This is a genomic window from Streptomyces qinglanensis, from assembly GCF_900111245.1.
Taxonomy (GTDB): domain Bacteria; phylum Actinomycetota; class Actinomycetes; order Streptomycetales; family Streptomycetaceae; genus Streptomyces; species Streptomyces qinglanensis.
On the sequence record NZ_FOGO01000005.1, the window covers coordinates 318,435 to 331,803 of the forward strand.

13 protein-coding genes are annotated in these 13,369 nt (G+C 74.2%); 6 read left to right on the forward strand and 7 right to left on the reverse strand.

Annotated features, from left to right (window positions below):
• Positions 1-38 precede the first annotated feature (38 nt).
• The 4 genes from BMX65_RS13910 (at position 39) to BMX65_RS13925 (ending at position 5,338) form a co-directional block, all read left to right on the forward strand.
• Complete coding sequence (locus BMX65_RS13910) at positions 39-437, forward strand: RNA-binding S4 domain-containing protein (RefSeq protein ID WP_075000555.1); 399 nt, start codon at positions 39-41, stop codon at positions 435-437.
• Between the two features lie 256 nt (positions 438-693).
• Positions 694-2,052 carry an MFS transporter gene (locus tag BMX65_RS13915; RefSeq protein ID WP_075000556.1) on the forward strand — a complete coding sequence of 453 codons (1,359 nt, stop codon included), beginning with the start codon at positions 694-696 and terminating at the stop codon, positions 2,050-2,052.
• A 119-nt stretch (positions 2,053-2,171) separates the two neighbouring features.
• Positions 2,172-2,963: an HAD family hydrolase gene (locus tag BMX65_RS13920; RefSeq protein ID WP_075000557.1), complete on the forward strand. Its 792-nt coding sequence runs from the start codon at positions 2,172-2,174 to the stop codon at positions 2,961-2,963.
• Positions 2,960-5,338 carry a glycoside hydrolase family 65 protein gene (locus BMX65_RS13925; RefSeq protein ID WP_075000558.1) on the forward strand — a complete coding sequence of 793 codons (2,379 nt, stop codon included), beginning with the start codon at positions 2,960-2,962 and terminating at the stop codon, positions 5,336-5,338. Before BMX65_RS13920 ends, BMX65_RS13925 begins: the two co-directional genes overlap by 4 nt.
• Before the next feature lie 169 nt (positions 5,339-5,507).
• Here the strand turns inward: BMX65_RS13925 and BMX65_RS13930 are convergent, their stop codons facing one another.
• Entirely contained in the window at positions 5,508-6,722 is a 1,215-nt protein-coding gene (locus tag BMX65_RS13930; RefSeq protein ID WP_075000559.1) for an acyl-CoA dehydrogenase family protein, read from the reverse strand.
• An 8-nt stretch (positions 6,723-6,730) separates the two neighbouring features.
• Positions 6,731-7,753, reverse strand: a complete 1,023-nt coding sequence (locus tag BMX65_RS13935) for a phosphotransferase family protein (RefSeq protein WP_075000560.1) — start codon at positions 7,751-7,753, stop codon at positions 6,731-6,733.
• A gap of 236 nt (positions 7,754-7,989) precedes the next feature.
• Here BMX65_RS13935 and BMX65_RS32880 point away from each other — a divergent pair, with 236 nt between their 5' ends.
• Entirely contained in the window at positions 7,990-8,139 is a 150-nt protein-coding gene (locus tag BMX65_RS32880) for a hypothetical protein (RefSeq protein ID WP_019355368.1), read from the forward strand.
• A gap of 231 nt (positions 8,140-8,370) precedes the next feature.
• On the opposite strand, the gene BMX65_RS13945 is transcribed toward BMX65_RS32880, so the two are convergent.
• The 3 genes from BMX65_RS13945 to BMX65_RS13955 form a co-directional block, all read right to left on the reverse strand.
• Complete coding sequence (locus tag BMX65_RS13945) at positions 8,371-8,682, reverse strand: DUF202 domain-containing protein (protein WP_075000561.1); 312 nt, start codon at positions 8,680-8,682, stop codon at positions 8,371-8,373.
• Positions 8,679-9,077 carry a YidH family protein gene (locus BMX65_RS13950; protein ID WP_019355365.1) on the reverse strand — a complete coding sequence of 133 codons (399 nt, stop codon included), beginning with the start codon at positions 9,075-9,077 and terminating at the stop codon, positions 8,679-8,681. Before BMX65_RS13950 ends, BMX65_RS13945 begins: the two co-directional genes overlap by 4 nt.
• 116 nt (positions 9,078-9,193) lie before the next feature.
• On the reverse strand, positions 9,194-9,718 hold the full coding sequence (locus tag BMX65_RS13955) for an NUDIX domain-containing protein (RefSeq protein ID WP_075000562.1): 525 nt from the start codon (positions 9,716-9,718) through the stop codon (positions 9,194-9,196).
• Between the two features lie 134 nt (positions 9,719-9,852).
• Here BMX65_RS13955 and BMX65_RS13960 point away from each other — a divergent pair, with 134 nt between their 5' ends.
• Positions 9,853-11,544 (forward strand): FAD-binding dehydrogenase, encoded by a 1,692-nt coding sequence (locus tag BMX65_RS13960; RefSeq protein WP_075000563.1) that lies wholly within the window; start codon positions 9,853-9,855, stop codon positions 11,542-11,544.
• A gap of 201 nt (positions 11,545-11,745) precedes the next feature.
• Here BMX65_RS13960 and BMX65_RS13965 read toward each other — a convergent pair whose 3' ends face one another.
• Entirely contained in the window at positions 11,746-12,714 is a 969-nt protein-coding gene (locus BMX65_RS13965) for an NADPH:quinone oxidoreductase family protein (protein WP_075000564.1), read from the reverse strand.
• 50 nt (positions 12,715-12,764) lie between these two features.
• The gene (locus BMX65_RS13970) at positions 12,765-13,310 is read right to left on the reverse strand and encodes a TetR/AcrR family transcriptional regulator (protein ID WP_075000653.1); all 546 of its coding nucleotides are present in this window, start codon (positions 13,308-13,310) and stop codon (positions 12,765-12,767) included.
• Positions 13,311-13,369 lie beyond the last annotated feature (59 nt).

Sequence of the window (13,369 nt, forward strand, 5' to 3'; positions counted from 1 at the left end):
CCGGATTCCTCCGGTCGCAGGGCCCTAGAATCGGGGGCATGACGGCAGACGAGGGGTCGGTGCGGGTCGACAGTTGGATCTGGTCCGTCCGACTGGCCAAGACCCGCTCCCAGGCGGCGACCGCCGCCCGCGGTGGACACGTCAAGGTCAACGGTGAGCGGGCGAAGGCGGCGCACGCGCTGCGGGTGGGTGACGAAGTACGGGTGCGGCAGGCAGGGCGGGAGCGGATCGTGATCGTCGAACGGCTGCTCAAGAAGCGGGTGGGGGCCTCGGTCGCCGTCGAGTGCTACCAGGACAACAGCCCGCCGCCGCCCTCTCCGGTGGAGGTCCCGCTCGTCCCCCGGCGCGAACGAGGTGCCGGCCGCCCCACCAAGCGCGACCGCCGCGAACTGGACCGGCTCCGCGAGGTGCGGCGCCCGGTTCCCGGGGCGGAGTGAGGCCCGGTTCGCGCGCGGAGCCGACGACGCCCGCGGAAGCGGACCAGAAGTCAGCCACCCGTCCCGCGCAGGCCGTTCGGCGGGGACGGCGGCCGGTACGCGGCGTCCGGCACCGCCTCCCGGGGGCGGGCGCCCCGCCCGGGGCCGGGAGCCCGGCACCGGGCCTGCTCGGGACGGCCGTACGGCCTGGTCCACGAGCACTGCGCCGGACAGGGGCCGTTCGGTCCGGCTCGAACGCGCGGTCGGGAGTTTCCGGATGACCGAGCGGAGCCGACGGCCGCTGGCAGGCGTGCTGGCCGCGATGGCCGTGTCCCTGACCGGGACCCGCATCTCGGCCATCGCACTCCCCTGGTTCGTCCTGGTCACCACCGGCAGCACCGCCCGCACCGGGCTGGTGGCCCTGTGCGAGATGGCTCCCTACGTCCTGGTCAAGGCGTTCACCGGACCGCTGGTGGACCGGATCGGCCCGCGCACGGTCTCCTGGATCACCGACGTGGTCAGCGCGGCCGCGATCGCCGCCGTCGGCCTGCTGCACCTGGTGGACGTGCTCTCCTTCTGGCTGCTGCTCCTGCTCGTCGCGGTGATCGGAGCGGCCCGCGGGCCCGGCGACCTGTCGAAGGAGATCATGGTCCCGGTGGCCGCGGAACGCGCCCGGGTGCCGCTGGAGCGGGCCGCCGGACTGGCGGGGGTCACCGAGCGGCTGGCCTCCACGGTGGGTCCGGCCGCCGGGGGCGCGGTGGTCGCCCTGCTCGGTGCGCAGACCGCGCTGTTCGCCATCGCCTGCTGCTTCGCGGCGGGTTCGGTCGTCATCGTGCTGCTGCTGCCGGGCCGCCGCGCAACCGCGCCGGCCGGCTCCGGCACCGAGCCCCGGGCCGCGCCCGAGGACGGCTACTGGCAGCGGCTCGGTGCCGGCTTCCGCTTCCTGCGGCGCGATCCGCTGCTGCTGACAGTGATCGCCATGGTCGGTGTCACCAATCTGCTGGACGCCGCCTTCGCCACGCTGCTGCTGCCCGTCTGGGCCCGGGAGTCCGGCAACGGGCCCGGTGCGATCGGGCTGGCCAACAGCGCGCTGGGGATCGCCGCGGTCCTCGGCAGCCTGCTGGCCGCCGCGGTCGCGCACCGGATGCGCCGCCGCCCCGTCTTCTTCGCCGGGTTCCTGCTGGCGGGCGCGCCCCGGTTCCTGATCCTGGCCGTGGACGTACCGCTGTGGGCGGTACTGGCGGTCTTCGCGCTCGGCGGGTTCGGGGCGGGTTTCCTCAATCCGATACTGGGGGCGCTCAACTTCGAACGGGTGCCCGGCGAGCTGCGCGGCCGGGTCAACGCGCTCGGTGACTCGCTCGCCTGGGCCGGTATCCCGCTCGGCGGCCTCCTGGCCGGTACCGCCGTCGCCTCCTTCGGCCTGGTGCCGGTGCTGTGCGTCGGGGCTGCGGCCTACTTCCTCACCACCAATCTGACCGGGCTGCGGCCGGAGTGGCGCGAGATGGACCGGAAACCGCCGCGGCCCCTGAGCTCCGGCGAGGAACCCGCGCACGCCGGAGCGGGTGCCGCGCCCGACGGCCGGGACACTGCGGCGGAGCCGGGACCGTCCGGCGACCTGACGTCCGTTCGACCGTAGCCCGCCGGGGGCCGGGGACGGTGCCGGGGAAGACGGGGGAGCGACCCGGCGGGCGTCCAGCCGGGCGGCAAAGCGCCTCGGCAGGCATGCCGGAGCGGCGGTCAGGGGACCCGGCACGCATGACGATCCTCGGTCTGCCGGACCGCATCCGCGCATGCCTGTTCGATCTGGACGGCGTGCTGACCAAGACGGCCGCCGTGCACGCCGCCGCGTGGAAGGAGATGTTCGACGCCTATCTGCGGGACCGGGACGGACCCGGCTTCCGCCCCTTCGACCAGGTCACGGAGTACGACGCCTATGTGGACGGGCGCCCGCGGGCCGACGGCGTACGGACCTTCCTCGCGGCACGGGACATCCGCCTCCCGGAGGGCGAACCCGACGATCCGCCCGGCCGCGAGACGGTCAACGGCCTGGGCAACCGCAAGAACGACCTGCTGCTGCAGAAGATCCGCACCGACGGCGTGGCGGCGTACGAGGGGTCGGTGCGGTATCTGCACGCGGTGCGGGCGGCGGGGCTGCGGACGGCCGTGGTCTCCTCCAGCGCCAACTGCCGCGACGTGCTGGCCGCCGCCGGTATCGAGGACCTGTTCGAGGTGCGGATCGACGGGATCGTGGCCCGGGAGCGCCGGCTGCCGGGCAAGCCGCATCCGGACACCTTCCTGGCCGCCGCCGAGGCCCTGGGGACGGCCGCGGGCGAATCCGCCGTCTTCGAGGACGCGCTCGCCGGGATGGACGCCGGCCGCGCCGGGGACTTCGGGTACGTCGTGGGGGTCGACCGGACCGGTCAGGCCGACGCGCTGCGCGCGCACGGCGCGGACACCGTCGTGCAGGACCTGGCGGAACTGACGGACCGGGAGGGGACCCGGGAGCGGGACGTCCCCCAGCACCCGCCGCGGAAGGAGCGCCCGTGATCAGCAACTCCTCCTATGCCGTGCAGCCCTGGTCGCTGCGCGAGAGCACGCTGGATGTCGACAGGCTGCCGCAGAGCGAGTCCCTCTTCGCGCTCTCCAACGGGCACATCGGCTGGCGCGGCAACCTCGACGAGGGAGAGCCGCACGGCCTGCCCGGCACCTATCTCAACGGGGTGCACGAGCTGCGCCCGCTGCCGTACGCGGAGGGGGGCTACGGCTACCCCGAGGCCGGGCAGACGGTCATCAACGTCACCAACGGGAAGGTCATGCGGCTGCTCGTCGACGACGAGCCGTTCGACGTGCGCTACGGCAAGCTGCGCTCCCACGAGCGGGTGCTGGACCTGCGCACCGGGCTGCTGCGCCGGGTCTGCGAGTGGAGCTCCCCGGCAGGCTGCACCGTGCGGGTCACCTCGACCCGGCTGGTCTCCTTCAGCCAGCGGGCCGTGGCCGCCGTCTCCTACGAGGTGGAGCCGCTGGACTCGGACGTGCGCGTCGTGGTGCAGTCCGAACTGGTCGCCAACGAGCAACTGCCGCAGAAGAGCGGCGAGGACCCGCGGGTCGCCACCGCGCTGGAGGACGTGCTGCAGCCGGAGGAGGACTTCGCCTCCGACATGCGGCTGCGGCTGGTGCACTGCACCGAGCGCAGCGGGCTGCGGGTCGGCGCGGCCGCCGACCACCTCGTGCACGGCCCCGAGTCGACCCGCACCTCCAGCGAGAGCGGGGAGAACGTCGCACGGCTCACCGTCACCGCCGAGCTGCGGCCGGGCGAGCCGCTGCGGGTGGAGAAGCTGGTGGCCTACGGCTGGTCGGGGGTCCGCTCGCTGCCCGCCGTGCGGGACCAGGTCGACGCTGCCCTCGCCGGCGCCGGCAGCAAGGGCTGGCAGGGGCTCGTGGACGAGCAGCAGGCGTACCTGGACAGCTTCTGGGCGCGGGCCGACGTGGAGGTGGACGGGGACGCGGAGATCCAGCAGGCGGTGCGCTTCGCCCTCTTCCACGTGCTGCAGGCCGGTGCCCGGGCCGAGAAGCGCGCCATCCCCTCCAAGGGCCTGACGGGCTCCGGCTACGACGGCCACTCCTTCTGGGACAGCGAGCAGTTCGTGCTGCCGGTGCTCACCTACACCTCGCCGGACTCGGTGGCCGAGGCGCTGCGCTGGCGGCAGGAGACCCTGCCCGCCGCACGGGACCGGGCCCGCCAGCTCGGGCTGCGGGGTGCGGCCTTCCCCTGGCGGACCATCGACGGCTCGGAGTGCTCCGCGTACTGGCCGGCCGGTACGGCCGCCTTCCATGTCAACGCCGACATCGCGGACGCGGTCACCCGGTACGTCGCGGCCACCGGTGACGTGGAGTTCGAGCGGGAGACGGCGGTGGAGATCCTGGTGGAGACCGCCCGGCTGTGGCACTCGCTGGGCCACCACGACCACCACGGCACCTTCCACTTCGACGGGGTCACCGGGCCCGACGAGTACAGCGCCGTCGCGGACGACAACCTGTACACCAATCTGATGGCGCAGCAGAACCTGCGCGAGGCGGCGGACGTGGTGGAGCGGTACACCGAGCAGGCCGCCGCACTGGGGGTGGACGACGAGGAGGCCGCCGCCTGGCGGGACGCGGCCGAGGCGGTGGCGCTGCCGTTCAACGAGACACTGGGCGTGCACGAGCAGTCGGCGGGCTTCACCGGGCACCAGATGTGGGATTTCGCCTCGACGGGCCCTGACCAGTACCCGCTGATGCTGCACTTCCCCTACTTCGACCTGTACCGCAAGCAGGTCATCAAACAGGCCGACCTGGCGCTGGCGCTCTACAAGCGCGGCGACGCCTTCGACGCCGAGCAGAAGGCGCGCAACTTCGACTACTACGAGCAGATGACCGTCCGGGACTCCTCGCTCTCCGCCTGCTGCCAGGCCGTGATGGCCGCCGAGGTCGGGCATCTGCGGCTCGCCTACGACTACGTGGGCGAGGCGGCGCTGATGGACCTGGCGGACCTGGAGAGCAACACCCGCGACGGGCTGCACATCGCCTCGCTGGCCGGGGCCTGGATCGCGCTGGTCGCCGGGTTCGGCGGGATGCGGCTGCGGCACGGCATGCTGGACTTCTCCCCGCTGCTGCCCGAGCAGTTGAGCCGGCTGGCGTTCACCGTGCAGGTACGGGGGCGGCGGCTGCGGGTGGAGATCCGCAGCCGGACGGCCGTCTACACGCTGCTGGAGGGCGAGCCGCTGGAACTGTGCCACTGCGGCGGTGAGTTCACCCTCTCGGCCGGGGAGCCGCAGACCCACCAGGTGCGGCGCCCGCCGCCCCGCCCGGAGCCGTCCGCGCCGCCGGGCCGGCACCCCGCCCGGCGGCGCGGCGGCCCGGTGCCGGTCGAGCAGGGGCGGTGACACCGGCGCGGCTCCGGACGGCGCGGAGACGACCGGTCCGCGGACGTCCGTCCGGGGCCGTCCACCGGACCGACGGCCGGAGCCGCCCCGGAGCCGGGCTCGGAGCCGGGCTCGGCGCCGTCCACCGGGCAGCCGGACGCGGCACCGCCGCCAGGCTTGGGCGCTGCCCTCAGGCGTGGCGCTTCAGCTCCCGGCGGGCCAGCGAGCGCTGGTGCACCTCGTCGGGCCCGTCGGCCAGCCGCAGTGTCCGCGCCGAGGCCCACAGATGGGCGAGCGGGTAGTCCTGCGAGACCCCGGCGGCGCCGTGCAGTTGGACGGCGTCGTCGAGGATCTGCACCACCGCACGCGGCGTGGCGATCTTGATGGCCTGGATCTCGGTGTGCGCGCCCCGGTTGCCGACGGTGTCCATCAGCCAGGCCGTCTTCAGCACCAGCAGCCGCAACTGCTCCACCTGCACCCGCGCGTCGGCGATCCACTCGCGCACCACTCCCTGCCGGGCCAGCGGCGCCCCGAAGGCCGTCCGGTCCAGCGCCCGGCGGCACATCAGCTCGATGGCCCGCTCGGCCATGCCGATCAGCCGCATGCAGTGGTGGATGCGGCCCGGACCGAGCCGGGCCTGCGCGATGGCGAAGCCCCCGCCCTCCTCGCCGACGAGGGCGGACGCCGGGACGCGGACGTCGTGGAAGACCACCTCGGCGTGGCCGCCGTGGTAGTGGTCCTCGTACCCGTAGACGGACATCGCACGGCGCACCTCGACGCCCGGGGTGTCGCGGGGGACGAGCACCATGGACTGCTGGCGGCGCACGTCCGCGCCGTCCGGGTCGGTCTTGCCCATGACGATGAAGACGGCGCAGTCCGGGTGCATGGCCCCGGAGATGTACCACTTGCGGCCGGTGACGACGTACGCGTCGCCCTCCCGCCGGATCCGCGTGCCGATGTTGGTGGCGTCCGAGGAGGCGACGTCCGGCTCGGTCATGGCGAAGGCCGACCGGATCCCGCCGGCCAGCAGCGGCTCCAGCCACCGGGCGCGCTGCTCGGGCGAGCCGAACTGGGCGAGCAGCTCCATGTTCCCGGTGTCGGGCGCCGCGCAGTTCAGCGCGGTCGGCGCGAGCTGCGGACTGCGCCCGGTGATCTCGGCCAGCGGCGCGTACTGCAGATTGGAGAGTCCGGCCCCGTACTCCTCGTCGGGCAGGAAGAGGTTCCACAGCCCCTGCTTCCGCGCCTCGGCCTTGAGCTCCTCGAGGACCGGCACCGTGCTCCAGGGGGAGTCCTGCGCGGCACGCTGCTCCTCGGCCGTCTGCTCGGCCGGGTACACGTGCTCCGTCATGAAGGCGAGCAGCCGCTCGCGCAGTTCCTCGGTGCGCGCGTCGTATGCGAAGTCCATGTGCTGCCTCAGCCCTTCCGCAGAGTGGAGAGTCCGTTGTCGATGAAGACCGGCACCAGTTCGCCGATCCGGTCGAAGCCCGCGCCGACCGTGCTCCCGAGCGTGAAGCGGTAGTGGATGCCCTCGAGGATGACGGCGAGCTTGAAATAGGCGAAGGCGGTGTACCAGTTGATCTGCGAGACGTCGCGGCCCGAGAGCCGGGCGTAGCGCTCGATCAGCTCGGTGGCCGAGGGGTGGCCGGGGGCTCCGCTGGTGGTGCTGACCGGCGAGTCGGGCACGTCCTGGCGCTCGCTGTACATCGCCAGCAGCCCGAGGTCGGTGAGCGGGTCGCCGAGCGTGGACATCTCCCAGTCGAGCACCGCGGCGACCTCGCCGTCGGCGTCGATCAGCACGTTGTCGAGGCGGTAGTCGCCGTGCACGACGGTCGGCCGCGGCGAGTCCGGCAGCGCCTCGCCGAGCGCGCCGCGCAGCTCGTCGACTCCGGCCAGCTCACGGCTGCGGGACGCCTCCAGTTGCTTGCTCCAGCGGCGAAGCTGCCGCTCCAGGAAGCCCTCGGGTCGGCCGAAGTCGCCCAGCCCCACCTCGTGCGGGTCGACGGCGTGCAGCGCCACCAGGGTCTCGGGCAGCGCCAGGACGACCTCGCGGGTCCGCTGGGCGCCGAGCGGGGCGAGCTCCTCGGCGGTGCGGTAGGGGGTGCCCTCGACGTGGTCCATCACGTAGAACGGCGCTCCGAGCACCTCCGGGTCCTCGCACAGCAGCACCGTCCCGGGCACCGGCACCGGGGTGTCGCGCAGCGCGCTGATGACGCGGTGCTCGCGGGCCATGTCGTGCGCGGTGGCCAGTACGTGCCCGAGCGGCGGCCGCCGTACCACCCACCGGCCGGTCCCGTCGGTGACCCGGTAGGTCAGATTCGACCTACCGCCCTGGACGACCTCGGCGCCCAGCGGCCCCCGTACCAGTCCGGGGCGCTCGCGCTCCAGGTACGCGGCCAGCCGTGGCAGATCGAGACCGGGCGGGTTCTGTTCGCTCATCGTGCGCGCTCCTTCGGCATCGGTCGGACCCGATCATGCCGACTAGTCGGTATGGAGTCCAGAGGGGGTCACCTGCCGGTCCGGATTCCGCTCCCCGCGGCGGGGCGACGGGACGACGGGGCAGCGGCGGAGAACGGTCCGGATTGACCGCCGACCTCCCGGCTCGGTGTGTGATGCACCGCTTTCCGACCGAAGTCCCATGACAGGCACACGGGTCGCGCTCTAGCCTCGGGGGCATGCCCATGGGTGACAACGAGCCGCTGTTCGTACGCGACGAGCGCTCCAGGAACGGCTACGTCCTCAACCACCGCAACCCCTCCGGCCTCGCCCTGATCATCGTCCTCTCGGTCGGGGTGCTGATCCTGGCCGCCGTCGCACTCGCCTGACCCACGGGCCGCAGCGCGCCCGACCCACGAGCCGCAGCCGCGCCCCTCGCACACCCGGGCGCGCGCCAGTGCGCTCCGCACGGCGCCGCGGGTCTCCTCCGGAGCGCGAGTCGTCCGCGCGGACGAACGGCACACCGAGCGCCCCGGCCAAGGGCTCCCCGACGGTGCTCTTGCCGGCCCCGGAGACCCCCACGACGACCGCGAGCGGCGCGTGCGCCCCCGCCGGGCTGTTCACAGCAGCATCATCCCGCCCACTCCGACCAGCACCAGCACGCAGGCCAGTGCCCCCAGGGTCTGGGCCGCCCCCATCGTCCGGGGCCGGGAGCGGGCGAGCGCGCGGATCCGGCGGTGCGCGGTCACCAGCAGGCCCACCCAGGCCAGCGCGCCGAGGCAGGCGGCCGCCACGGCGGGGCCGGAGGGATCGGCGAGCGCCACCCGCACCGTCAGCGCCACCGACACCGCGCAGGTCAGCGTGGTACGGCGCCAGGCCAGCCAGGTGCGCTCCGGCTGGGCGCCGGGATCGCGGGGCGGCTCGCCGCTCACCGGCCGGCCAGGCCGAACACCACGACGGCGACGACCAGCAGCGCCGCGAACGCCGTGCCGCCCGCCAGCAGCACCGGGAAGCGCGAGGCGGGCAGGTCCTCGCCGCGGCGCATGGCACGCTCGCAGCGCACCCAGTGGTTCACGGCGCGGACGGCGCACAGCGCGGCACCGGCCAGCAGCACGGTCGCGACGGCCGTGCGCACCCCCCAGCGCAGGTCGGTCAGGAACTGGTCGACCGCGATCCCGCCCGCCACCAGGGCCAGCGCGGTGCGGATCCAGGCGAGGAAGGTGCGCTCGTTGGCGAGCGAGAAGCGGTAGTCGGGCGTGGTGCCCTCCTCCCTGAGCCGCTGGGGGGCGAACCACAGCCGAAGAGTCGCCGAGAGCCGGTCGCGCATGGCTCAACCGTACGCGGTGACCTGCGGCGCTTCCCCGCGGGGACACCCGCGCCGCCCAGGGGCACCCCTTACAGCCCGGGACACCTGCGCCGCACCGGACGCTCCTTGCAGCCCGGTCACCCCGCGGCGAGCCGCCGGTGGCACTCCAGTCCGTCCGGGACGACGCTGCCCTGCGCGACCCAGCCGGCCAGCCGTCGCTCCAGCTCCTCCTCCGGCAGGAAGTCCCACCACGCGACCTCTTCCGGCTGCGGCCGGACGGGCTGCGTGCACACCACCTCGTACACCTGGAGGAACCAGGAGTACTCGGGCGTCTCGAAGAGGAACTTCAGCCGCCGCTCGGGCTGCGGCAGCCCGCTGACACTCAGCTCTTCCTCGGCCTCCCGGAGCGCTGCCGTGTCGTAGTCCTCGCCTGCGCCCACCACGCCGCCCACCACCACGTCGTACATCCCGGGGAAGATCAGCTTGGTGGGGGTGCGGCGGTGCACGAAGATCCGGCCCGCCGCGTCCCGGACCCGGATGGCGGTGCTGCGGTGCCGCAGCCGGCCGGCGTAGACCTCGCCGCGCAGCCGCTGCCCGACGACCCGGTCCTGTGCGTCCACGATGTCCAGCAGCTCGTCCGCCGAGCGCCCCTGCTGTTCCATACGCCCATCCAAGCACCGCAGACGGGCCCCGCGCAGGGGTGTCCGCGGGCGGGCCCGGAGGTTACTCTCCGGTCACCGGTCCCGGTGCAGGTGTCCGCGCACCTGTTGCGGCAGTTGTCACGAAAGGTGGGAGCATGGCGTACGACGCCGATGTGATCGTGGTCGGAGCCGGGCTCGCGGGCCTCGCCGCGACAGCCGAACTGGCCGACGCCGGGCGGCGCGTCGTCCTCCTCGACCAGGAGCCCGAACAATCGCTCGGCGGGCAGGCGCACTGGTCCTTCGGCGGCCTGTTCTTCGTCGACTCGCCCGAGCAGCGGCGGCTGCGCATCCGGGACAGCCGCGAACTCGCCTGGCAGGACTGGCTGGGCACGGCCGCCTTCGACCGGCCCGAGGACCACTGGCCGCGCCGGTGGGCCGAGGCGTACGTGGACTTCGCCGCGGGCGAGAAGCGTGCCTGGCTGCGCGCGCAGGGGCTGAAGCTCTTCCCCGTGGTGGGCTGGGCCGAGCGGGGCGGCTACGGCGCGGGCGGCCACGGCAACTCGGTGCCCCGGTTCCACATCACCTGGGGCACCGGACCCGGCATCGTCGAGCCGTTCGAGCGGCGCGTCCGCGAGGGCGTGGCGCGCGGGCTGGTGGAGCTGCGCTTCCGGCACCGGGTGACCGGCGTGTCCCGGACGGCCGGAGCGGTGGACACCGTGACCGGCCAGGTGCTGGTGCCCAGCGACGCACGGCGCGGCACGGCCAGCAGCCGGGAGGCCGACGGCAGCTTCGAACTGCGGGCCCAGGCCGTGATCGTGACCTCCGGCGGTATCGGCGGCAACCACGACCTGGTGCGCGCCCACTGGCCCGAACGGCTGGGCACCCCGCCCCGGAAGCTGCTCTCCGGCGTGCCGGCGCACGTGGACGGGCTGCTGCTCGACGTGGCCGGAGCCGCGGGCGGCCACATGATCAACCGCGACCGGATGTGGCACTACACCGAGGGGATCGAGAACTGGAACCCCATCTGGGCCCGGCACGGGATCCGCATCCTGCCCGGCCCCTCCTCGCTGTGGCTCGACGCCACCGGGCAGCGGCTGCCGGTCCCGCTCTTCCCCGGCTTCGACACCCTGGGCACCCTCGACCACATCATGCGGACGGGGCACGGCTACACCTGGTTCGTGCTCAGCCGGAAGATCATCGAGAAGGAGTTCACGCTCTCCGGATCGGAGCAGAACCCGGACCTGACCGGCCGGTCCGTGCGCGAGGTCCTGGGCCGGGCACGCGGCGGCGCCCCCGGGCCGGTGCAGGCGTTCATGGACCACGGGGCCGACTTCGTCATCGAGCGCGATGTCGCCGCCCTGGCCCGGCGGATGAACGAGCTGACCGGTGACGGGCTGATCGAGGCGGCGGCGCTGCACCGGGAGATCGCCGCCCGCGACCGGGAGATCCGCAACCCCTTCACCAAGGACCTCCAGATCACCGCGGTGAACGGGGCCCGGCGGTACCTGGGCGACCGGCTCATCCGGGTCGCGGCCCCGCACCGCCTGCTGGACCCGGCCGCCGGTCCGCTGATCGCGGTCCGGCTCAACATCCTGACCCGCAAGAGCCTGGGCGGGCTGGAGACGGACCTGTCCTCGCGCGTGCTCGCCGAACCCGCGCAAGGTTCGGCGGACGCGGCGCGGCCGCGCCGGGGCGACCCGGTTCCGGGGCTCTACGCCGCGGGCGAGGCGGCCGGTTTCGGCGGCGGCGGTGTGCACGGCTACCGCTCGCTGGAGGGCACCTTCCTGGGCGGCTGCCTCTTCTCGGGGCGCACGGCCGGACGGGCGGCGGCGGCCGCGGTCGCCTGACGTCCCGGGCCGGCCCCGCACCGGGGGCCGGCCCGAGCGGCGGGCACGGTGCGGGTGCTCTCCCGGACGCCCGGCTGCCCGGTGCTCCGCGGAGCGGCCGGGCCGGGGGCCGGGCCGCCGGCAGCACCGTCGGGTCGGCGGCGGGCCGCGGACGCGCCCCGATCCGCCGCCGCCCGGCCGGGGCCGGTCAGCCGGGGCCGGTCAGCCGGGCACCACGACCACGCGGCCCGTGGTCACGCCGTCGAAGACCCGCTGGACGGCATCGGCCGCGCCGCTCAGCGGTACGCGCTCGCTCACCAGCGGCTTGACCGCGCCCTCCGCCGCGAGGCGGGTGAGCTCCTCGTGGCAGCGGTCGACGGCGGAGGGCTCCCGCTGCGCGTACAGCCCCCAATGCAGCCCGAGAACGGAGTAGTTCTTCACCAGCGCGTGGTTGAGTCCGGGCGTGGGCACCGCGCCGCTGGCGAAGCCGACCACCACGATGCGCCCCTCGAAGGCGATGCACTTGGCGGACGCCGCGTAGGCGTCGCCGCCCACCGGGTCGTAGACCACGTCGGCACCCGCGCCGCCGGTGGCCTCCTTCACCGCGGCGACCACGTCCTCGCTCCTGCGGTCGACGACGACGTCGCAGCCCAGCTCCCGGGCGACCTCGGCCTTCGCCGCGCCGCCGACGACCCCGATCACCCGTGCCCCGGCGGCCCTGCCCAGTTGGACGGCCGCACTGCCGACGCCGCCCGCGGCGGCGTGCACCAGCAGCGTCTCGCCCTTCCGCAGCCCGGCCCGCCGGTGGAGACCGAACCAGCCGGTCTGGTAACCGATGTGCAGCGCGGCGGCTTCTGCGTCGTCCAGCGCGTCGGGCGCGGGACGGGCGCTCTCCTCGGCGACGACGGCCGTCTCACCGAAGGCGCCGCAGGGCAGTACGGGCTGCCCGAGCACCCGCTCCCCCGCCCGGGGCCCGCCGACGATCTCGCCGCAGAGTTCCACACCGGGGGTGAAGGGCAGCGGCGGACGCACCTGGTACTCGCCCCGGCACAGCAGGGCGTCCGGGTAGTTGACGTTTGCGGCCCGGACCCGGACCAGCAGTTGCCCCGGGCCCGGCTCGGGCTCGGGCACCTCTTCCAGCCGCATCACGTCGCGCGGTTCGCCGTTGGTGTGGACGCGCCATGCCTGCACGGATGGTCCTTTCGTCGACGGGGGGCCGCGCTCCGCGGCCCCGGGCCCGCTCAGGGCCGCAGCGCCCGCAGCAGCAGACCGGCCAGGTGGTCGGCGACCGCCTGGGGCGTCAGCCGCCCGCCGGGCCGGTACCAGCTACTGAGGTGGTGCACGGAACCGAAGTGGTAGTCCACGACCAGGTCGGCGGGGGTCGCGTCGCTGAACACCCCGGAGCGCTGGCCCTCTTCGATCAGCGCGCGGAACCTCTCGTGGTAGCGGCGCCGCTCGGCACGCACCTGCTTCTGCTTCTCCGGGGAGAGCTGGTGCATCGAGCGGAAGAAGATCATGGCGTCGTCGAGGTTGTCGATGGTGGTGACGACGACGTCGGCCGCGGCCTGCCGCAGTCGCTCCTCCACCGGAGCCGCACGGTCGGCGAGCAGGTCGAGACGCTCCTGCTGGAGCCGCAGCAGCCGGCCGTAGATCTCGTGGAGCAGATCGTCCTTGGAGCCGAAGTAGTGGTACAGCGCGCCCTTGGTGACGCCGGCCGCCTCCACGATCTCCTGCACGGACGTGCGGTCGTACCCCTGTTCGGCGAAGAGGCGGGTGGCGGCCGCCATCAGCCGCTGCGGTACCGGCACCCGGGTGTCGTCCCCGCTCCGGACGCGCGCCGTGCGCG

Coding starts and splice junctions, on each gene's coding strand:
- BMX65_RS13910 (WP_075000555.1), top strand. CDS start 39: ATGACGGCAGACGAGGGGTCGGTGCGGGTCGACAGTTGGATCTGGTCC.
- BMX65_RS13915 (WP_075000556.1), top strand. CDS start 694: ATGACCGAGCGGAGCCGACGGCCGCTGGCAGGCGTGCTGGCCGCGATG.
- BMX65_RS13920 (WP_075000557.1), top strand. CDS start 2,172: ATGACGATCCTCGGTCTGCCGGACCGCATCCGCGCATGCCTGTTCGAT.
- BMX65_RS13930 (WP_075000559.1), bottom strand. CDS start 6,722: ATGGACTTCGCATACGACGCGCGCACCGAGGAACTGCGCGAGCGGCTG.
- BMX65_RS13935 (WP_075000560.1), bottom strand. CDS start 7,753: ATGAGCGAACAGAACCCGCCCGGTCTCGATCTGCCACGGCTGGCCGCG.
- BMX65_RS32880 (WP_019355368.1), top strand. CDS start 7,990: ATGCCCATGGGTGACAACGAGCCGCTGTTCGTACGCGACGAGCGCTCC.
- BMX65_RS13950 (WP_019355365.1), bottom strand. CDS start 9,077: ATGCGCGACCGGCTCTCGGCGACTCTTCGGCTGTGGTTCGCCCCCCAG.
- BMX65_RS13955 (WP_075000562.1), bottom strand. CDS start 9,718: ATGGAACAGCAGGGGCGCTCGGCGGACGAGCTGCTGGACATCGTGGAC.
- BMX65_RS13960 (WP_075000563.1), top strand. CDS start 9,853: ATGGCGTACGACGCCGATGTGATCGTGGTCGGAGCCGGGCTCGCGGGC.
- BMX65_RS13970 (WP_075000653.1), bottom strand. CDS start 13,310: ATGGCGGCCGCCACCCGCCTCTTCGCCGAACAGGGGTACGACCGCACG.